The organism is Salmonella sp. SA15303, assembly GCF_029962125.1.
Taxonomy (GTDB): Bacteria; Pseudomonadota; Gammaproteobacteria; order Enterobacterales; family Enterobacteriaceae; genus Salmonella; species Salmonella enterica.
In genome coordinates, this window is the sequence record NZ_CP123925.1 from 79,744 (window position 1) to 99,972 (window position 20,229).

Below are 20,229 nucleotides of genomic sequence, written 5' to 3' on the forward strand. Positions count from 1 at the left end.
GAAACAGGTATGAGCTTTTTCGACAAAGTTAAAGGTGCCATTAACTCAGGCCGTGACGAACTGACCCGCCAGGTTGGCCGTTTCAAAAACAAAAAATTCATGCAGGGCACCGTTGCTGTATGTGCCCGTATTGCCGTATCGAGTGACGGCGTAAGTTCGGAAGAAAAGCAGAAAATGATGGGCTTTCTGCGCTCTTCAGAAGAGCTGAAGGTCTTCGATACCAATGAGGTGATTGAGTTCTTCAATAAACTGGTTTCAAGCTTCGATTTCGATGTTGAAATCGGCAAGGGCGAAACCATGAAATACATCCTGGCGCTGAAAGATCAGCCTGAGGCCGCTCAGCTGGCCTTACGTGTTGGTATTGCCGTTGCGAAAAGTGACGGTAACTTCGATCAGGACGAGAAACTGGCCTCCCGCGAGATCGCTATCGCGTTGGGCTTCGACCCGGCTGAATTTGGCCTCTGATCCACATCCCTAAGGGTAAAATATGGTTTCCACACACATCGGCTTCCCGACTGAAACGGTCATTGTTTTTATTGCGCTTTCAGTCGGTGCCATCTTTATTGACCTGTTTATGCACCGTGATGACAAGCCTATTTCGCTGAAGAGTGCGGCGCTCTGGTCCGTATTCTGGGTTGTGGTTGCGATGGCATTTGCCGGTTTCCTCTATATCCACCACGGTGCTGAGGTTGCCAGTCTGTTTGTCACGGGTTATGCGCTGGAGAAAGTGCTGTCGGTCGATAACCTGTTCGTCATGATGGCCATCTTCTCCTGGTTCGCCGTTCCGGATCGTTATCGCCACCGTGTTCTCTACTGGGGGATCATTGGTGCCATTGTCTTCAGGGGCATCTTTGTCGCCATCGGTACGAGCCTGCTGAGTCTGGGGCCGTATGTTGAAGTTGTCTTCGCTATTATCGTTGCCTGGACAGCGGTCATGATGCTTAAAAGCGGTGATGACGATGATGAAATTGAGGATTACTCCCAGCATCTGGCTTACCGCATGGTTAAACGCTTCTTCCCTATCTGGCCGAAGCTCAGAGGGCATGCCTTCCTGCTTAACCAGAAGGAAGTGGATGCTGAACTGGCGAAACCAGAAAACAGCGATGTCACCATTGGCCGTGGTAAAAAAGCGGCGCTGTATGCGACCCCGCTGTTCCTGTGTGTGGCTGTGGTTGAACTCTCGGACGTAATGTTCGCGTTTGACTCGGTACCGGCAATCATTGCCGTCAGTCGTGAACCGCTTATCGTCTATAGTGCCATGATGTTTGCTATCCTGGGCCTGCGTACTCTGTACTTTGTCCTTGAGGCACTGAAACAGTACCTGGTTCATCTGGAGAAGGCCGTTATCGTGCTGCTGTTCTTCATCGCGGCAAAACTCGGCCTGAATGCGACCGATCACATCTGGCATCATGGTTACAGCATCGCGGCAACAACCAGCCTGTATGTTGTACTGGGTGTACTGGCGCTGGGCATTCTCGCAAGCGTCATGTTCCCGGGCAAACCTGAATCTGAGGAAAAGGGGAGTTAATCCCCTTAAGTGTTAACCTGAACAATTACTAATCGAAGAGGTTATTTTATGAGTGTTTCTCTTTCCAAAGGCGGGAACGTCTCCCTAAGTAAAGCAGCTCCGTCAATGAAAAACGTCCTGGTGGGCCTTGGCTGGGATGCGCGTTCAACAGACGGTCAGGACTTTGACCTGGATGCTTCAGCATTCCTGCTGGCCTCAAACGGCAAAGTGCGCGGCGATTCAGATTTCATCTTCTATAACAACCTGACGTCATCCGACGGTTCCGTAACGCACACCGGCGATAACCGCACCGGTGAGGGCGATGGTGATGATGAATCGCTGAAAATTAAACTGGACGCCGTCCCGTCTGAAGTTGACAAGATCATCTTCGTTGTGACCATCCACGATGCTCAGGCTCGTCGCCAGAGCTTTGGTCAGGTATCCGGTGCGTTTATTCGTCTGGTTAATGACGATAACCAGACTGAAGTTGCTCGCTACGATCTGACCGAAGATGCGTCCACTGAGACTGCCATGCTGTTCGGCGAGCTGTATCGCCACAATGGTGAGTGGAAATTCCGCGCAGTAGGTCAGGGTTATGCTGGTGGTCTGGCATCTGTATGTGCTCAGTACGGCATTAACGCGTCCTGATCAAAAAGTAACTTTTCTACCCGGGGCTGTTAATGCAGCCCTCATTCAACTGTTTGCAGGAGCTAAAAATGGCAGTTTCTCTCGTAAAAGGCGGCAATGTATCTCTGACCAAAGAAGCACCAACCATGAATGTTGCTATGGTTGGCCTAGGCTGGGATGCCCGTGTAACCGATGGTCAGGGTTTTGACCTGGACGCTTCCGTGTTCGCAGTAGGCGAAGACGGTAAAGTGTTGTCAGATGCGCATTTCATTTTCTTCAATAACAAAACCAGCCCTGATGGCGCGGTAGAGCACCAGGGCGACAACCGTACCGGTGAAGGCGACGGCGACGATGAGCAGGTCAAAATCGATCTGACCAAAGTCTCAGCAGATATCAAAAAACTGGTGTTTGCCGTTACCATCTATGATGCAGAAGCGCGTAAACAAAACTTCGGCATGGTGAGCAACAGCTTCATGCGCGTTTACAACAACGACAACGGCACGGAAATTGCCCGTTTCGATCTGTCTGAAGATGCCTCAACCGAAACCGCTATGGTCTTCGGTGAACTGTATCGTCATGGCGCTGAGTGGAAGTTTAAAGCTGTCGGTCAGGGCTTTGCCGGTGGCCTGGCGGCTCTTGCCTCCCAGCACGGCGTTAACATCTAAAATAACGCTGAATCATACCCCGGCAATGCCGGGGTTTTTTTTGGTTGCGATCCGCTATCAGGAGGGGGGGGGCAGAAAGGGTTCGGGAATCTCAGAAAGCAGAGAGATGTTAATTCTGACGTGAGCCTTTTAAAGGCAGGAAACGGATTTTTCTCTGGTTGCTGGTTAAAGCCTGTATTCCGTGCCTTATATCAACAGCATGCCCCTCTGATATATGTTACGTTTGCGACTTATGAAGGCACGGGTTCTGGAAGATAAAATACCCGACCAATGGAAATTCCAATTCAACAGGTATAGAAACTTCAACGTGATGAAATATGGTGTCACACCATATATACGCCTCACCAGAAATCCAGCGTCCTGAACTAAGCCAGGGGAACCTATATAAACGCTGCGCTTTAAAATAATCAAAAATCAGGAGAGTTAATGTGAATCTACAATCCGGACAAAACATACCACTTCAGCAATCTGCGATCAGGCTGAATCTTCAGTACCCTACCAAATCCGGCTTTAAAGGCGAACCCGATACCTGCCTGTTCCTGCTTAATGCTCAGGGAAAGGTCAGCGGCGATTCTGACTTTATCTTTTACAATAATCTGTCTTCTCCTGAAGGGGCAGTAAAGCTCGTTACCGGTTCTCAGCAGTCCAGCATTGAGATAGCACTGGATCGTGTTCCTGCGAACATCAGTAAAATTGCAATCACAGTTGTCATTGATGGTGAAGATACCATCAGTGGGCTCAGTTCGTTGAGCATGCAGGCTCAAGGAATCGCTGAGTTCCAGGCTGAGACTCAGGGCCGCAGTGAGAAAGCAATTATCCTGGGTGAAGTATATCGGCACAATGGCGCCTGGAAGCTTCGTGCGCTCGGGCAGGGTTTCAACGGTGGTCTTGAGCCTCTGGCCATTAGCTATGGCGTTGATGTCGCACAGCCAGCTCCGCAGCCAGCAAAGCCTGCTCGTATCAGTCTGGAAAAGAAACTGGAAACCAGATCTCCGCGCCTTGTAAGCCTCGCTAAAAAAGCCTCGGTCAGTCTTACTAAAAATAAACTGGACACCCTTGAGGCAGCGGTTGCATTTGTACTTGACGCATCCGGCTCAATGAGTGGCCAGTTCAGTAAGGGTAACGTTCAGTCTGTGCTGGACCGCATCGCCGTTCTTGCCGCCCAGTTCGACGACGACGGTGAAATGGATGTCTGGGGATTTGGAGAGAAGCATAAGAAGTATCCAAACGTCACACTGGACAACCTGGACACATATATTCAGTCCATTCGCGGGGCTGGAAAGCGTTCAGCCTGGGAGAACCTGCCGGGCCTCGGAGGGACAAACAACGAGCCTCCTGTGATGGAAGAAATAGTCGACTACTTTAAGGACTCGAAAATCCCGGTGTATGTTGTATTTATTACCGATGGCGGGATCAGCAAGACCCGGGCGATTAAAGATGCAATCCGGCGTTCTGCCAACTACCCCATCTTCTGGAAGTTTGTCGGCCTGGGTGGTTCAAGCTACGGTATCCTCAAAAATCTGGATGACTTTACTGACCGCCGGGTTGATAACACCCACTTCTTTGCCATGGATGATTTCGGTTCGATTAGCGATGAAAAGTTATATGATAATCTACTGGAAGAATTCAGACCGTGGATCGATGAAACAAAAAGGTTAGGCATCCTTTAATACGCACAGTTTGAGCTTGGTTGAATGAGCTCTACAGCAGCTTAATACTGTAGAGCCTTTGTTCATTGGAAATCGTACAGGGAGGCGCATATGGACCGCATCAAGTACCTGAAATGGATAGCTGAAGAATCACCAAGTACGGCTCAGCAGCTGGTGGCCTGGTTAAACAGAGCAAGGCACTATACGCCCGACATGAAAGAGCATCAGGCAGGTGTACAGATTCAAGAAAAGGGGATTGTTGTAGGGCTTAGACAAAGTACTAATCGTTATCATGGAGATTGTCTGACCATACATGTGGTACGGCTTCCGGAAGAAATACAAAACAAGGGATGGTTTAAGTCTTTTCTGAAGCTTTGCTGTGAATCGAATCCCTGGTGCGATGTTGTAATAGAAGACGTGAAAAACCCATATTTATTAAGCTTTTGTAAGAAACTAAACTTTACTGTATTAGATGAATTTTACCCGAATACTTACATAGTAAACACAGATGCCATTATGAGTTTACCTATCCCACCCTTAGGGAGATACGAAACCTATCTTTATTAAACCTGCGAACCTTTACCGGTTGCGTGGGGAGCGGATGGACTTCGGCTAAAGAAAAATCACATCGTCTATTTTGACCAGAAAAAGCTAATCTGCTTGATGTAATGCAGAAACGCATTACATTAATATCTTCTCCCAACAATCACCTGAACAATTCCCTGATTGCTTTTCACCTCATACCAGTGCTGGCTCATAGTTAGTCCTTAAGCAAATTTGTTATCGGAATAAAGAACGAAGCCAGCCTCATCGAGGCGCATAACCTTCTTCCCTTAACGCCTGTTGTAATTTTTCAATTGCGCTTTTCATTACCCAGGCTTCTTCGTCACTCACAGCACAGCCACGAAGATCGCTCCAGCTCAGACGTTTAACTAATTGAGCAAGGGCCATAGTTTCATTCTCATCAAGCTGCAAACTCAGTGTCTCAATACCTTCCACTATCTAACCTCCCTTATACTGAAAAATGGCGCTTTATTTCTGACCAGATGCCGAAGCCTTGAATGCGGCCGGAACTGCCGTTGTTTCTACTTTACAGAAATGGAATTAAAAAGTGGTGGTGCTGGGCACGTTTCTTTTCCAGTCGGGGTTTAAGCCAGAGCCGAAACTCATTCAACTTCTCAGCAGCCAAAACCGCTTCAACGGGGAAAACTTTATATTTACCCTGCTGCTGAGGTTCACCCAACCATCGCCTGATGGCTCCGTCAGTCCATAAACGAGTCTCTTTGAGCCTGGTTACAGTGACCCATTTCCTGGACCATTCATCAAATTGTCGCTGGCGATCCCGATAACGTTGTTCTTCCTGCTGACGAAGCCAGTCACGATCAACAGCGAATTTTCGGTATCCAACAAAGAGCCCTTGTACTTTGGCCATGACAACATTCCGGTTTGCTTAGAACTGTTCAGACAGACATGTCAGGGATAAAGCTGAAGAAAAAGGTACAACGAAGAATAACCAAGACATAGGCCTGCCGGGTAAGTGGTGCGGTGCACAGGACTGTCGGAAAGTACGCTCAGAGAGGGTCGTTTAAGCATGATGCACCACCGCCAGCCAGCCTTAATAATGGTAATGTACCACTGGGTTACCAGACAGACCAGTAACGCATCAAACATAAAACTGTTTTTTAAAAAACGTCAGGAACGTAGCCTGACCTTTTAACCAGTGGTGTAAAAAACATACAGATTGCTCTGAGGTATGAGGTTCAGCAACTAGCCTTGTCGACGCAGAAACATTAAGTAATCAATAGCAGCTATCGCAAACAATGGTGAAAACCACCACGTGCTTTTCAACAAGCCAAGCGGCAGAAAGAGTACAGTTGCCATCGAATAAACAAAAACACGAACCATACCATCTGTAATAAACATAGGCTATTTGCAATCTGAGGTTGGATTGTAGATTTTAGTTAGAAATGGATCAAAGTCCGTTTTGTGCAAAACTTGGTTGACAACCCTCTTTTGGAAGATGTGCCGTTTCGTGCAAAAGTTGGTTGGAGGCCAAGATGGCAGAGTTCGTAGGTTCGGCTGCTTCGCAAGCTGATTTCATTTGGAAGAACGCGGAAGACCTGTGGGGGGGGATTTCAAGCATACCGACTTCGGCAAGATCATTTTGCCGTTTACTCTGCTGCGTCGATTGGAGTGCGCACTGGAGTCTACACGGGAAGCATCGCTCGATAGCCAACCAGCCACGATTGAGTTCTTAGAAGCAGAGTTCAGTGTTGATTTCGATGCGCTGCTATCTTGACCGCCAATCAGACCCGCATGGTTCAGGTTTGTGTATGAGAGTCCCCAAATGGCTGTAGTTCTAACCAAAGCCTTGATTGAAGCCGGCCGCGCCGGAAATAGTGGGTACAGAAAAGGCAGTTGCTTGCGCTGGGCGTAAGTTACCCGCCGAAAAGCGGCTGGATCGAACGACTGATCGGCACTGAGGTATCTGACGAGCAGTACGAACGCTTTCTGGGGCACAGCACGAGCAAGCAGGCTGAACAGATCCTACGCGGAGAGCAGCCAGCCAAGGGGCTTCAGTATGCAAAGCGAGCGAAGAAGCTCGCTTCTTGTTACCAACGGTGCAAAACTGATCCACCCCAGCGGTTGAAAATTGATCCAGGGGTTAATCTGCTCCTCTGAATACAGGGGAGCTTATGATCACTTTTGAGATTCGTATGGAAATTAAAGTCCTGCACAAGCGGGGAATGAGTATCCGGGCCATTGCCAGGGAGCTGGGTATTTCGCGCAATACTGTCCGCAGCCACCTGAAAGCCAAATCTGAAAAGCCGCAGTATTCACCACGCCCGGCACCATCATCACTGCTCGATGAATACCGTGATTACATCTCTAAGCGGATCAGCGATGCGCATCCCTACAAAATCCCGGCGACCGTTATTGCCAGGGAAATCATGGAGCTGGGCTATCGTGGAGGGCTTACTATCCTGAGAGAGTTCATCCGTAAACAGACCCTGCCAGCACAGGCAGAACCGGTCGTTCGCTTCGAAACCGAGCCCGGACGGCAGATGCAGGTTGACTGGGGGACCATGCGAAACGGCAAGTCACCCCTGCATGTGTTCGTCGCTGTTCTGGGATACAGCAGAATGCTTTACATCGAGTTCACCGACAACATGCGCTACGACACGCTGGAAGCCTGTCACCGCAATGCGTTCAGCTTCTTCGGCGGTGTACCGCAGGAAGTCCTGTACGACAATATGAAAACGGTGGTGCTGCAGCGTGATGCTTACCAGACCGGGCAGCACCGGTTCCATCCTTCCCTGTGGCAGTTCGGCAAAGAGATGGGCTTCTCTCCCCGCCTGTGCCGTCCCTTCAGGGCGCAGACTAAAGGCAAGGTGGAGAGGATGGTGCAGTACGCCCGCAACAGCTTCTATATCCCGTTAATGACACGCCTGCGTCCGATGGGGATCACCGTCGATGTTGAAACCGCAAACCGTTACGGCCTGCGCTGGCTGTACGATGTGGCCAATCAACGTAAGCATGAAACTATCCAGACCCGCCCCTGCGATCGCTGGGTGGAGGAACAGCAATCCATGCTGGCACTGCCACCGGAGAAAAAACAGTATGACGTGCAGGTTGATGAAAGCCTGATGACCTTCGACAGGCAGCCGTTGCATCATCCGCTCTCCATCTATGACACGTTCTGCAGAGGAGCCGCATGATGGTCGAACTGCAACATCAACGGCTGATGGTGCTTGCCGAACAGCTCCAGCTGGACAGTCTTATCGGCGCAGCGCCGGCGCTGTCGCAACAGGCGGTGGATCAGGAATGGAGCTACATGGACTTCCTGGAGCACCTGTTACATGAGGAGAAACTGGCCCGGCATCAGCGTAAACAGGCGATGTACACGCGGATGGCAGCCTTCCCGGCGGTAAAGACGTTCGAGGAGTACGACTTCACCTTCGCCACCGGCGCTCCTCAGAAGCAAATCCAGTCGCTGCGATCCCTGAGCTTCATAGAGCGTAACGAAAACATCGTGTTGCTGGGGCCATCGGGCGTGGGAAAAACGCATCTGGCGATAGCCATGGGCTACGAAGCAGTACGGGCGGGCATCAAGGTTCGCTTCACAACAGCAGCGGACCTGCTGCTACAGCTGTCCACTTCACAGCGTCAGGGCCGTTACAAAACGACTCTCAATCGTGGTGTCATGGCCCCGAAGCTGCTTATCATCGATGAAATAGGTTATCTGCCGTTCAGTCAGGAGGAAGCCAAGCTGTTCTTCCAGGTCATCGCCAAACGTTACGAGAAGAGCGCGATGATCCTGACCTCCAACCTGCCGTTCGGGCAGTGGGATCAGACGTTCGCCGGTGATGCAGCGCTGACATCGGCGATGCTGGACCGGATCTTACATCACTCACACGTCGTGCAAATAAAAGGGGAAAGCTATCGACTGAAGCAGAAACGAAAGGCCGGGGTTATAGCTGAAGCTAATCCTGAGTAAACAAGGTGGATCAATATTAAACCGTTGGTGGTGGCGGTAAGTGGATCACTTTTTACCCGTTGTTGACACTTCTGAAAGAAAAGCCACAATTGATCTGGATAACGAGCACCTGTCTGAAATCGAAAAGTATCGGTAGCCCTAGACTTTTAGCCGCTGAAGATCTCTTAGATACCATTGGTGAAACTTGCTGAAGTCAGCCTTCTGTTTCTCTACCGTGCTGTTATAGATCGCATCACTGGTAACCGCACAAGCAGTCCAGCCAGCCTCATAGACGAAGCGAGTAGCTATCGGTGACTTCTTCGGGGTGCTATCCCAGCGGTTTTTGAGCCACCGCGCAAGCCCTTCATCAAGAGGGACCACCAGATTTAGCTGCTGTTTTGTGCGAGTGATACCGACATAAAACAGCCGACGTTCCTCCTCGATTTCCTCTTCGGCCGGAGGGGTGTTCATCGATGTGCGAACGCTGTAAACATCATCGGGTTTGCCGCCAGGAAATTCCTGCTCATTCAGCCCGATCAGTATTACGTTATCCCACTCCAGCCCCTTGGAACCATGCAGTGTGGAAAGGATGAAGGGATCGCAGTCAGTAGCAGCCTCGCCTGGATTCAAGATAAGGTTTAAAAACGTGCGGGAATCGATCTTACTGGAGTCAAGTAGCTCCCCGATCCTCACGACCCCTCGTTGCTGGTCGTTCGATCCAGTGCGAGTTACACCCTCAGAGCCAACACTATCAATGAAACCCTCCATACTCAGGCGTCGTAACACATCGATAGCAGGCGTTTCCTCTCCGTCTTTCTGGCAGATAGTGGCGAGCCTGCCCAGCCGATCTTTTTGGTATTGTGCGCCCTCGAATAACTGACCTAGAGCAGACCATAGGTCGGCGTGCGGAGCCATCAATCCACTGAGCGCCGCTTTGAATTGCCCTTTCTGCCATCTAAAACCAGCCTCCTTCAGAAAGCCGTAAACAATCGCTTGTTTGTTGGGATGGTTTTCCAGTAGCCGCAGATCGCCGTACACAGACAGCAAGACGCCAACTACCAGTATCCCGATTTCGGTGCGGGTGTGTAATGCGCTTGAACCATTGAGGTAGCGATAAGGTAGCCCACACAGGCGTAAAGCAATTTCCGCCTCAGCAAGGTTCGCCTTAGTGCGGGACAATATGGCTTGTGTTCCACTGCTCACCGAGAGGTTTGATAGCACCTTGGATAGGCAGTTATCAAAGTGCAATCTGACCTCTGTTTTGGGGGTGCTAGGATGACTGACACAAAGCTTGGTCAGCTTTGTAGAGTTGCGCCGAATTACCGAGTTAGCCATCAAGGAAAGCTCATGGCCAAATCTGAACGTGCATGACAGTTGAAACACCTTCGTATTCGGGTAGTGCCTTTCAAACAGTCCGCCGATAAAGTCTGGTCGAGCACCACGCCACTCATAAATACACTGGTTAACATCACCAACAGCCATAACCGACGTATCCGACTTAGATAGCAAGCGGGTCATGTCATGCTGTATCAGGTTAACGTCCTGATATTCATCAACAATGATGTGCTTGAAGTGGGCACCAAGGCTGCTGTCATTACGCAACAGTGCGACAGCCTCAATCAAACAGTCATCAAAGGTTCGCAGACTGTTTTCCTCCAGCAGCTCACAATAGCGGCCATAGGCGTGAATAAACTCCCGTTTGATGTTGCTGAACGTTGGATCATTGGCAGCATCAACAGGAGTTACGGCCGCCGCCCGGCAGCGAGCAATAAACAGCTCGAAGTTTTCAATTTCATTGGGGTCAATATAATTCGCCTCATGGTCAAAGCCATAGCGGTAGGCTTGCTTTACCAGTTGCTCATAGCGGTAGTCGCTTGGAGTAATGAGGTCTTTCTTCTTGATTATCTGTTGGCGTTCTCCGTAACCAACAATCTTTAAGGCCAAGCTGTGGAACGTGCGGATTTCTGGAATCACGCTCGACATCAGTGCCGTCTTCAAGTTCTCCGTGAAGCTCACCTGCGCCGACTTGTTGTACATCAGGATCAGAATGGAGCGAGGATCAGTTCCCGTCTTGACCAGCCGCTCAACGCGCTTTACAAGTGTGGTTGTTTTCCCGCTACCAGGTACGGCTTTTACCAACGCATGTCCGGTGTCATGGCTGACAATACTTTTCTGCTCCCAAGTCAGTCTTTTGGTCATGCCTTAACCTTGTAATTGGCGCACTGACGGGCCTCGGTGTAGGGAACGATCTTTGCCTTACTGTGACATTGCAGATAGCCATCCTCCCATCGGCCTGCTTGCTCGCACATAATGCAGTTGGGAAATAGTGAATGAGGATCGGCGTGACGGATAAAAGCTCGTAAGTTATCAGCCAGCTCAGCGGCCCCTAACGATCTAGGCCATGTGTTCACGTCAGAATTGATTGTTAAATCCACTTCAGCGAGCGGCATCGTTTGTTCGTTGAGTCGGCCGGAACCACTTAAACTCCAGACAGACATATCCACGTTACCTACTGAGCAGACGCCGCTACAGGTGTCCACAGATTGAAACGGGGGAAGCCAGTTGAATACTCTCAGGATCTTCTCCTTGATCGAGTAGGCCCCGGTAAGCAACATCTGAATATCAGAGGCAGATTGGACCTTAAACTCAAGAATCGGGATACCGGCTTCGATCTTGTCTTGAGAGCAGGGGTGTGTGACACAAATCTCTACGTAGCAACGCCTTTCGCCAGTCGTATCATACAACATCACGTCTGGTCGCAGCCCTGTGACCTTATCGTGTTTTTCCAGCTCTGCCTGATCGAAAAATTGAGTCAAGTTGTAGCGTGCAGGCACGGATTTTACGCACTGACGTGCTTCGTCTCTAACCAAGGCTAAACGAGAACCATTACAGGCAACCCGGCGCTCCAGCTCAAGGCTAATAGGCATTTCACGGCTGAGAGCTTGTTGGTAGCGATAGAAGAATGCTTCTTTGCCGCACTTGTGAAGATAGGTTTCAAGGGCACAGCATTCTTCCGAATGGCGAAAGTGCTTAGCGTTGAACTCGCCCATTACCGGGGTCAGGGGGCTCTTACAACCTGGGCAGGTGTAAGTATGTGAGCGCAGGGCAGCGCCAATGTGCGTGAGGGTGCCCTCGCCGTCTAGCGCGTAAGCGTATTGTATTGAGCTGGATTGAGTTGTCATGACTGCGTATCCTCCCAAAAAAATCCAGCTAAGAACAGACCTTACGGCAGGCAAATGGTAAGTAGTGCTTCTTGAAGCAGTCGAGTGTACAGCGGCTCAGTGAAAAAGCTAATCGCCCGCTCAACAACCTAGTGATACTGGTGCAGATTCGACAATGAGTTAATGCCCGGAGAGCATCTGCAAGACTTCTAGCTGGAAGGCATTCCAACCAGCCCTCGCTTCTGAAAAGCCGTCAGGAAACGGTAAAATCCAACCAAGTGAGCAACTTCACTTGATCAAAGATCTAAGGCTAGAATGATGGAATTCCAACCTTAGTTTGCAAATAGCCTAAACATATAACTTCCTCTGAGGATTTAAAAGAATTCTCAGATGTCTTGAAAGCTACTTTTTAAACTTTCTCATTCTGAGAAGCATATTTAATTTTGCTGCGTCTGCTCGTGCTGCTGCTACAGAAAGGGCTTTATGCAGTGAAACTACCACGACAAACAAACAGAACATCGACCAGAATCCATCCATTTCGTTTACCTAATCGTTGAGGTTTTTATTCGGGATATCTGGCTAAATAGGACTACACAGATACCCAGTTAAACCCCCCGCTTACATAACACTCCGGTTCCTCACCAGACGTTTTATTCTATCGCGGTCTGTGGTTATCAGAAGCTGCATAAACCGGTTATTTAGTCCGTTACGCGAAAATTATTGAGGATCCGGGCTGTTAAACTGTTCTTCCTCTTTCGCTTCCGGAGAAAAGGGGAGGTGTCACCCTGCGGCCGGGTAGTGAAAGGGATTTGACGTAATTCAGGCGAAGGGCGAACAAGACCGCAAAGGACGCCCGGGCGACCGGATACCTGCCGGGTTGTGCGAAGTAAAAACCGGAAGCAGTGATAACACAAACAGGCCCCTACAGCGTAAGGATTGTGATGGACGATAAAGAGCAATTTACGAATCTTGTGGCAAAGCATGCCTCCGGACTCACCGAAGAGCAGCTGGCCGGTTACGATGCCTGTTCCCTGGATGGTGAATGCGTCACGCCTTCATACGAGGTTTTCCGGGGGTATCGTACCCGCCATACCCTGGATGAATTTCTGGAGATGGCCATATCGCTGAATGCCATCCACCCGGATGAATATTTAACGGATATGCTGCTTAAGCCTCATGAGGTGATCGGCGCTCTGGCCGATGAAGGCGACCAGCTGAACAACGCCACCCCGGTTTATTTCTTCCCGGATACCGGCGTCTATGCAGCGGCCGTCAGTGAAACCCGGGTGCTCGATGCCTGGCTTTGCTGGCCATGCTACCCGGCGAACTGGTAACGCGGCCGTTGGAATTGCACCGGCAGGATACGAATTTAACCGACCCCGTGGCGGGAAGGTTATCACAATTGCATGTCCTCATCCCTCAAGCCCCCTGCCAGGCCCTAACGTGCTGTCAGGCTTCGCCTGATTCCCGATCTGCGCCGGTACTTCAGCCGATAACTTTTTGTTTTCTTTTTATTTTCTCCCCATTTCCTCAAAGTTCGCGGGCGGCGTGGACAGGGCACCATTGCCGCATGTGGGGTCTTAATAAGGGCAGGGTGGTCAGGTTTGCTCGATGCCGGGGGTAGGCCCTACCCTTTATGGGATGAGGACATGCAATTCACTAAATTAATCGACAGCACCGGTGGTGACTTATCTGTAACGGGTCAGTTTTGATACGGGGAATGTTTCAGGGTTAAGATCTGGAATCATAAAAATATACGCTCCCGTTCAGGACATACGACTTGAAATGGATAATGCCATTAAAGGAATTCCAGCCTTTCGTCGATAACAGTTTCTGACCATCGCCATAACCATGTCATGGAGGAGACTAACCGTGTTTCAGAGGTGAGCTGGTGCCTGGCAAAACATACAAACTCAAATATCAGGAAGCGAGTTTAGTTGTTTATAACATGCAGCCGTGTAACTGATTAGGTACCGGCAAAAGGAGGAAATAATGTTTGAAAACTACGTTTGTAAAATCTATGTAAGCAATGATCCTCATTTTAGTAGCCATCTCGAAGCAACTGCGTTTGGTTTCGATAATGGTCAGCAGCAAAAGATTCTCACCGCAGCCCATGTTGTTACCAATGCTCTTGGAAAAATTTATCCCGTCAGCAATACACTTAAACTTTACGTCAAATTTCTTAACCATCAAGGACTGGTGAACGAAGAGCCTGTTCTAGTCGATTTCATTCTCAATGAGGCTAATGACAGGGCAGACTTTAAAGACGGCATTCCGTTTGTTGACAGTGCAGAAATCGTATTACCAGCTGGAATACAACAGCCTGTAAGTAGTTACTTTAAGGTCCTGGCTCCCGCAGCTGGCATGGGTACATTGGGTGTCGGATATCCAATGAATGAGACAACAATTTCGACATTCCCTGGTGAAGTTTCAGGCATTTGGCCTTTAAATTGCTCAAATCATTCTCCCCAACATCTCACAACTCGCTTTGTAATAGCACATTTCAACACCGATGGTTGCTCTGGTGGACCCTATGTCGTCTCCGAGAATGACGAGCATTTTGTCATTGGAAGTCTGGTTGGAATAATGTCTGGAACCTGCCCAGATTCAAATCCACACATGTCTGTTCAGTCCGCTACTGATTTTTAGCAAAGTCAGTTCCAAAATGACGCTGGCACGATAGTTATTTTGGGTCTGCCCGATATGGCGTCTGCCCTTACTAACAGCAACAGCATTGAAACTGACAAACATGAACTCGAAAGTGCCACAATAGTAAGTCATGATTTCTTCATCACTTTTATGGTGCTCTTTTTCACCTATCACACAGCAAGTTATGAATACGAGGCCTGTAATGGACGCTACCGAAACTGAAGAGCTCGAAAAAATTCGCAAGAAGGCAATGGATGAAGTTACAAGTGCTCTTCAGGCGCTTGAAAATAAGTTCCCGGGTATTACTGAGGGCGCAGCAGCTTTGGCGGGGTCAGGCGTAGGCGCAGCGGCTTCCTTCGGTGCTCTCTATACGCTTGGTACAACGGGAGTGTCAGCAGCAGGCATAACCTCCGGGCTCGCTACAGCAGGGTCTATCGTCGGTGGCGGTATGGTTGCAGGCATTGCGGTATTGGCCGCACCTGTAGCTGTGTTAGGGATTGGCGGGTACGCGATAGTGAAACACAAAAAAAATGCGAAACTGACAGCCGCCCTTAGTCAGGCCATCCAAAAGCTCTACGAAGTTCAGGAAAGGTTGATGTCGAATGCGGAATATTTTAAGGCAGAAATTGCTGGCATCAAGGCAACAATCGACATGCTTACTAAGAAAGCTCCAAAAGGTAGCCTGGTCGCGGTGAGGTAAACACATGAGTCAGTCTCCTTATGATGATGAGTTCAGGGCCATCCGTTATATTCAGCTCCGTGGTCAGGATATCGCGAACGCTCACGAGACAATTAACAGTGATATAGAGAGCCTTAAGGCACAGTTGACCGGGCTAATCAGCGGCACTGAACTTGATGAAGCGGAGCATCTGGCGCTTAAAGAACATCATCTGCGAGAAATGACCCCTTCAGATACTGCCATGCATTCTACTGGTCTCAAGACTATATATAGCGAGGCTAACCAGCGTGTATGCGGTGATATTGGACTGGCCACAATACTCTCCACGGATGACTTGGCTGTTGTAGATGCCCGGATCCAGAATCATATTAAAGAATTTAATGATCGCTACGCACTCGACGCCTGGGATTATGCTATTGCCTGCGGATGCGGGCTCATAGCATCCATGCTGGATTTACTTTGCGTCAGAGCCCCGCCAAAACCTACGGTGAGCTTTACGGCAGAAGTGGATGGTATTTTCAATAAACAGGTGCAGAAAGCCTTCAATGCCATTTTGCCGGAGGACCTGAGTACAAAACTCTCAGATTTGTTCCCTATAGGGGCACCAGACAGTTCGATCAGCAGCGATTTAGTGGGTGCGGCCGGTGGCGTTTTGTCTCCCACAAATCACCGCTTAAGAGCTTTGTCACACGATCCCGTACTGGGCATTATTTTCGGTATAAAGGATATGCTGAACGGGACCTGTACGGTGGTTCAGAATGGACAGATCGTGGTTTATCCTTCCAGTAAAGGCGTTACAGACGAAACCAATATTTTCAGGCTCATCGCCAGAATGTTTGGACACCTGGCATCGGATGTTAATGCCCCCTCAGCAAAAGGAAACCGTGGCATGGGGTTACCGGCTCCTTTTATGGGGCTACTTCGTATGCTTGAGGGGATCCCTGTGGGGAGTTCTAACTTCGGCAAACAAATAGAGTACATGTATGTCAACGGGTATGACTTTCGTCAGTTTATCGTGACAAGTATTCCGATGAGCATAATGGAAGTTTTGATGCGGGTTTTCTATGTGGCGAAACAGGTATCGCTGGGAAAAGGAGCTTTTGGGGAGACCTTACTGGATACCATGCCGTTGCGGCTAAATCCACGCTTCCGGATGATGCTTGCCCTGGGTTATGGAACTTCCAGTGCTGTTAACGCAGGTAAAATGTATATCACCGGCAATATTCTCAATGCGAATTACGCCTCCTGGATGGGGTTGGCCTGGAATGGTTTTCACTCACTCAAGTGGTCCCTTTATCAGCGACACTTAAAGCTTTGGGCCGGTATTGAAAAGGCAGAACTGGAACGGCTTCAGAACAATATAGACAGCATCGAGGCATTGACCATCATAGCAGGAAACTTGCCAGTCAAGTAACATTCACCGGAGCACCTCCGGAACCCCATAGCCCACCAGCTGCTAAAAATGTCTGCCTTTGCTTTTAATACTCTCTCTGCCTCCTCCCCGAGGCAGAGAGTAGCTCGTAGTTATTTATACAGCTCACAACAGGGCCATAAGATACTCCGCTTCTCGTTTACCGATGATCCTGATCTGTCAGCTCTCTTACCGGATGCTGTACGAGCGTAACGGCTTATTATTGATAGTTCTCTCATATCAAACCTCATAAAGATTTATGCTGCCACTTAGTAACAGCCTAAAGGTTGTACTCTCTATTTAACAGCTTTTAGGCTGTTAATTTGATATTACAGCTTTTAGGGTGTATGTTTAGAAAACAGCGTACAAGGTGTATCAGAGGAACTACTGAGGCCAGCTTATGATCAATAATGATTACCCGTTAAACACGCTCAACCAGTTGCGTCCCTTGCTCATTGGTTTTCGCAAGGCGAATGGCCTGACGCAAAAAGACCTGTCCGAAAGGTTAGGGGTCACTCAACAGACATACTCACGTCTGGAAGCCAACCCTGCCAGTGCGAGCATTGAACGGCTATTCAAGGTGTTTTCTATCCTGGGCGTAAAAATCAGCTTCTCCTCGACAACCGCCTCTTCAGAGGGGAAGCAGACGGAAGAAATGCTTAAATCAAACTCACCTGCACGACAGGAGAAATGGTAACGATATGAGCCGGAAACAGCAGCGTCTGGCAATCTGGATGAACGGAATCAAAGTCGGATACTGGGAAAAAAGTAAAGGGGTAGACAGCTTACAATACCTTCCTGACTGGAGTGCAGACGAACAGGGAAGGCCGCTGTCATTGTCCCTTCCTTTTACTCCCGGGAACCAGGTCTGGCGTGGAAATGTGGTACGTGACTATTTTGATAATTTACTCCCGGACAGCGAAGGCATACGCAGACGTCTGGCAATGCGTTACAAGGCCGATAGCCTGGAGCCTTTTGATCTTCTGACGGAGCTGGGAAAAGACTGCGTGGGCGCGATACAGCTGCTTCATGACGGAGATGAACCCACAGATTTATATTCCGTGAAGTATCACCCGCTTACTGAATCAGAAATTGCGGCAACTTTGCGTAATACCACGGAGACATTGCTACCGGGCAGGCCAGAAGATAACGACGACTTACGTTTATCTATTGCCGGTGCTCAGGAGAAAACAGCCCTACTGTGGCATGAAGATCGGTGGTGTATGCCGGAGGGTAATACACCAACGACGCATATATTCAAGCTACCGCTCGGACTTGTGGGGAACATGAAAGCCGACATGCGCTCGTCGGTTGAAAATGAATGGCTCTGCTCGGTACTTCTCGAACAGTACGGGCTCCCCGTGGCAAGAACGCAGATTGCTCACTTTGAAGATCAGAAAGCGCTGGTGGTAGAACGTTTTGACCGAAAATGGTCAGGAAACGGACAATGGATCATTCGTTTACCCCAGGAGGATATGTGTCAGGCCCTGGGCATTTCGCCATTACGAAAATATCAGGCGGACGGCGGGCCAGGTATATCGGAAATTATGGAAGTTCTGAGTAATTCAGACCGTGCTGAGCGTGACAAAGCGCAGTTTTTTATGACGCAGATAGTTTTCTGGATGATGGCCGCAACAGATGGCCACGCTAAAAATTTCAGTATTTCTATTGGGCCACAGGGACGTTATCACCTTACACCACTCTATGATGTGTTGTCGGCATGGCCGGTGATCGGTCATGGGAACAATCAGATATCCTGGCAGAAGTGCAAACTGGCGATGGCCGTACGTGGCAGTAGCAACTATTACCAGATATATCGAATACAACGACGCCACTGGATCAGGCATGGTGAGATAACCGGCCTGAGTAAACAGCAGACAGAGGCGATGATAGAGGAAATCATCGCCAGAACCCCGGGTGTCATTGAACGTGTTAGCGGGCTTCTTCCGGACCAGTTCCCCCAGCAGCTTGCGGAAAGTATTTTTGATGGAATGAGGCAGCAATGCAGGCGCCTGGCTGAGAAATGACAGCCGCAATTTATAGTGTGCATGTTTTCAGAATAGCTGATGTAAGCGTGAGGATTCAGTATGACTGAAGAACAAAAAAGAATAGAGCGGGCTATTGAGTTGGCTTGTCGTTACGGCGGAACCGATGAAATGCATCATCTGCAATGGGTCGTGGATCAGATGGTAAGAGAACTTGCTGGAGAACGTTATGCACAGATTGTAGCAGATGCCACCAGCGGAGAAGATGGGCCTGATACTTACAAATGGAGTGTTGGGATCGCGCCTTAGCATCTGTCAGTCTGGGGATGAAAACGTACTTAACATCCAGCGAATTCCCAGACTTCACATTAAGACTAGAGTAACGGCCGCAATCACGTGAGAGAAAAAAATGGCAATTTTAGCAATCATTGCAGTTATCGCCCTGGGTGGGTACGCCTGCGGGTTTATTAAAGCCCGTGAGCTGAGCGCTTTGCGTAAAGAAATGAAACTATACGTGGATCGCATGGAAGCGGCGGAGCTGGACTTACACGCAATCAGAAGTGTAGCGGAGCACCGGTTGCACGGTGCAGGTAAACAGTTTGCCGACCTTTACAGCCGTATCGACGGTGCAACTGTGACGCTGACACCCGAAGATCAGCTGTTACTGGCAACGATGCCATTTAATATTCAGGATGTAGAAGACATCGTAAACGAGCGCGGTCCAAAGACAATTAGCGGCCGTCCATTCTGGGAAGTTGAGCCAGGCCCGCATGACTATGAATATGGCCCGCAATATCCGTATTTCCCAGACCAGCGCTAGGAAGAGATCAAGATGAGAGAGCCAAGACCCCGCCATACCTTGCAGGTCATTCGAGTGCCTTCTCTGGAGGTTCAGGATCTGGGGCTGACCAGCTTTGATAGCTGGCTTGACGAGAACGGTTATGACAAAACGAATGCCAGAAATAACCGTACCATCTGGGCGAGAGAAGGCGGATGGCATCTGAAACGTTGCAGAAATCTGGAAACTGGCACGGACGATTTCTGGTTTATCGCTTTCGATGGTAAAGGCGGAAAGATATACCCGCTGAAAACCCAAAGAGACTACCGGGCTGCATATCGTAAGCTGGAAGCAGAAGGTTATGCACCTGCGGTCATCGAGCAAATGACCACAGGCGCAGCATATAACCTGGCCTATCCACGTTCCACCCTAAAACAAGCTGAGACGGCCACCAGCGAACCAAAGCGGAAACCTGACGTAGATGGGGTCGTCTCAGAAAACGGAATCTATGGTCACTCCCGTTTTTGCAACACCGATTTTGACGACAAGTTGGCTTGCTTGAATCTATCCGGCGTCTGAATGGGATTTTATTCCCGCGCCTTGATGAGTTCCGCGCCTGATGAACCTCCAGAAAATATACG

The 20,229-nt window shown here is 49.4% G+C and carries 21 protein-coding genes and 1 pseudogene; 18 read left to right on the forward strand and 4 right to left on the reverse strand.

Going from position 1 to position 20,229, the window contains the following annotated elements:
• Window positions 1-9 precede the first annotated feature (9 nt).
• The 6 genes from QEN31_RS24040 to QEN31_RS24065 all read left to right on the forward strand — a co-directional run bounded on the left by QEN31_RS24040 (window position 10) and on the right by QEN31_RS24065 (window position 5,015).
• Entirely contained in the window at window positions 10-465 is a 456-nt protein-coding gene (locus QEN31_RS24040) for a tellurite resistance TerB family protein (protein ID WP_000007449.1), read from the forward strand.
• Between the two features lie 22 nt (window positions 466-487).
• Window positions 488-1,528: a tellurium resistance membrane protein TerC gene (gene terC / locus QEN31_RS24045; protein ID WP_000255079.1), complete on the forward strand. Its 1,041-nt coding sequence runs from the start codon at window positions 488-490 to the stop codon at window positions 1,526-1,528.
• Window positions 1,529-1,576: 48 nt separating this feature from the next.
• Window positions 1,577-2,155 carry a tellurium resistance membrane protein TerD gene (terD, locus tag QEN31_RS24050; protein WP_000116680.1) on the forward strand — a complete coding sequence of 193 codons (579 nt, stop codon included), beginning with the start codon at window positions 1,577-1,579 and terminating at the stop codon, window positions 2,153-2,155.
• 68 nt (window positions 2,156-2,223) lie between these two features.
• Window positions 2,224-2,799 (forward strand): TerD family protein, encoded by a 576-nt coding sequence (locus tag QEN31_RS24055; RefSeq protein WP_000301247.1) that lies wholly within the window; start codon window positions 2,224-2,226, stop codon window positions 2,797-2,799.
• A 428-nt stretch (window positions 2,800-3,227) separates the two neighbouring features.
• Window positions 3,228-4,469: a vWA domain-containing protein gene (locus QEN31_RS24060; RefSeq protein ID WP_001053340.1), complete on the forward strand. Its 1,242-nt coding sequence runs from the start codon at window positions 3,228-3,230 to the stop codon at window positions 4,467-4,469.
• Window positions 4,470-4,559: 90 nt separating this feature from the next.
• Window positions 4,560-5,015 carry a hypothetical protein gene (locus QEN31_RS24065; protein ID WP_000374058.1) on the forward strand — a complete coding sequence of 152 codons (456 nt, stop codon included), beginning with the start codon at window positions 4,560-4,562 and terminating at the stop codon, window positions 5,013-5,015.
• Between the two features lie 240 nt (window positions 5,016-5,255).
• On the opposite strand, the gene QEN31_RS24070 is transcribed toward QEN31_RS24065, so the two are convergent.
• A complete protein-coding gene (locus QEN31_RS24070) occupies window positions 5,256-5,447 on the reverse strand; it encodes a DUF7706 family protein (protein WP_000398479.1) in 192 nt (63 codons plus the stop codon).
• Between the two features lie 91 nt (window positions 5,448-5,538).
• Entirely contained in the window at window positions 5,539-5,880 is a 342-nt protein-coding gene (locus QEN31_RS24075) for a hypothetical protein (protein ID WP_001151572.1), read from the reverse strand.
• A gap of 625 nt (window positions 5,881-6,505) precedes the next feature.
• Between QEN31_RS24075 and QEN31_RS24080 the strand changes: the two are divergent.
• From QEN31_RS24080 to istB, 3 genes and pseudogenes are all read left to right on the forward strand, one after another.
• A pseudogene (locus tag QEN31_RS24080) lies at window positions 6,506-6,726 on the forward strand (type I restriction-modification system subunit M N-terminal domain-containing protein); the annotation flags it as partial.
• Between the two features lie 418 nt (window positions 6,727-7,144).
• Window positions 7,145-8,167, forward strand: a complete 1,023-nt coding sequence (istA, locus tag QEN31_RS24085) for an IS21-like element ISSen3 family transposase (RefSeq protein ID WP_000627495.1) — start codon at window positions 7,145-7,147, stop codon at window positions 8,165-8,167.
• Window positions 8,164-8,946 carry an IS21-like element ISSen3 family helper ATPase IstB gene (gene istB, locus QEN31_RS24090; protein ID WP_001531258.1) on the forward strand — a complete coding sequence of 261 codons (783 nt, stop codon included), beginning with the start codon at window positions 8,164-8,166 and terminating at the stop codon, window positions 8,944-8,946. Before istA ends, istB begins: the two co-directional genes overlap by 4 nt.
• A 138-nt stretch (window positions 8,947-9,084) precedes the next feature.
• Here istB and QEN31_RS24095 read toward each other — a convergent pair whose 3' ends face one another.
• Entirely contained in the window at window positions 9,085-11,124 is a 2,040-nt protein-coding gene (locus QEN31_RS24095; protein WP_000166877.1) for an ATP-dependent helicase, read from the reverse strand.
• A complete protein-coding gene (locus tag QEN31_RS24100; RefSeq protein WP_000211823.1) occupies window positions 11,121-12,107 on the reverse strand; it encodes a hypothetical protein in 987 nt (328 codons plus the stop codon). Before QEN31_RS24100 ends, QEN31_RS24095 begins: the two co-directional genes overlap by 4 nt.
• A 920-nt stretch (window positions 12,108-13,027) precedes the next feature.
• On the opposite strand from QEN31_RS24100, the gene QEN31_RS24105 reads away from it, so the two are divergent.
• The 9 genes from QEN31_RS24105 to QEN31_RS24145 all read left to right on the forward strand — a co-directional run bounded on the left by QEN31_RS24105 (window position 13,028) and on the right by QEN31_RS24145 (window position 20,167).
• Window positions 13,028-13,420, forward strand: a complete 393-nt coding sequence (locus QEN31_RS24105; protein ID WP_000341066.1) for a hypothetical protein — start codon at window positions 13,028-13,030, stop codon at window positions 13,418-13,420.
• 658 nt (window positions 13,421-14,078) lie between these two features.
• On the forward strand, window positions 14,079-14,735 hold the full coding sequence (locus QEN31_RS24110) for a trypsin-like serine protease (protein WP_000462754.1): 657 nt from the start codon (window positions 14,079-14,081) through the stop codon (window positions 14,733-14,735).
• Between the two features lie 202 nt (window positions 14,736-14,937).
• Window positions 14,938-15,435, forward strand: a complete 498-nt coding sequence (locus QEN31_RS24115) for a membrane protein (protein ID WP_000340139.1) — start codon at window positions 14,938-14,940, stop codon at window positions 15,433-15,435.
• Window positions 15,436-15,439: 4 nt separating this feature from the next.
• On the forward strand, window positions 15,440-16,828 hold the full coding sequence (locus QEN31_RS24120; RefSeq protein ID WP_012695445.1) for a hypothetical protein: 1,389 nt from the start codon (window positions 15,440-15,442) through the stop codon (window positions 16,826-16,828).
• 400 nt (window positions 16,829-17,228) lie between these two features.
• Window positions 17,229-17,522 carry a helix-turn-helix transcriptional regulator gene (locus QEN31_RS24125; RefSeq protein ID WP_012477377.1) on the forward strand — a complete coding sequence of 98 codons (294 nt, stop codon included), beginning with the start codon at window positions 17,229-17,231 and terminating at the stop codon, window positions 17,520-17,522.
• A 4-nt stretch (window positions 17,523-17,526) separates the two neighbouring features.
• The gene (locus QEN31_RS24130) at window positions 17,527-18,852 is read left to right on the forward strand and encodes a type II toxin-antitoxin system HipA family toxin (RefSeq protein WP_000088044.1); all 1,326 of its coding nucleotides are present in this window, start codon (window positions 17,527-17,529) and stop codon (window positions 18,850-18,852) included.
• 60 nt (window positions 18,853-18,912) lie between these two features.
• Window positions 18,913-19,119, forward strand: a complete 207-nt coding sequence (locus QEN31_RS24135) for a hypothetical protein (protein ID WP_000134171.1) — start codon at window positions 18,913-18,915, stop codon at window positions 19,117-19,119.
• A gap of 100 nt (window positions 19,120-19,219) precedes the next feature.
• Window positions 19,220-19,630: a hypothetical protein gene (locus QEN31_RS24140; RefSeq protein ID WP_000985909.1), complete on the forward strand. Its 411-nt coding sequence runs from the start codon at window positions 19,220-19,222 to the stop codon at window positions 19,628-19,630.
• A 12-nt stretch (window positions 19,631-19,642) separates the two neighbouring features.
• The gene (locus tag QEN31_RS24145; RefSeq protein WP_001805097.1) at window positions 19,643-20,167 is read left to right on the forward strand and encodes a hypothetical protein; all 525 of its coding nucleotides are present in this window, start codon (window positions 19,643-19,645) and stop codon (window positions 20,165-20,167) included.
• Window positions 20,168-20,229 lie beyond the last annotated feature (62 nt).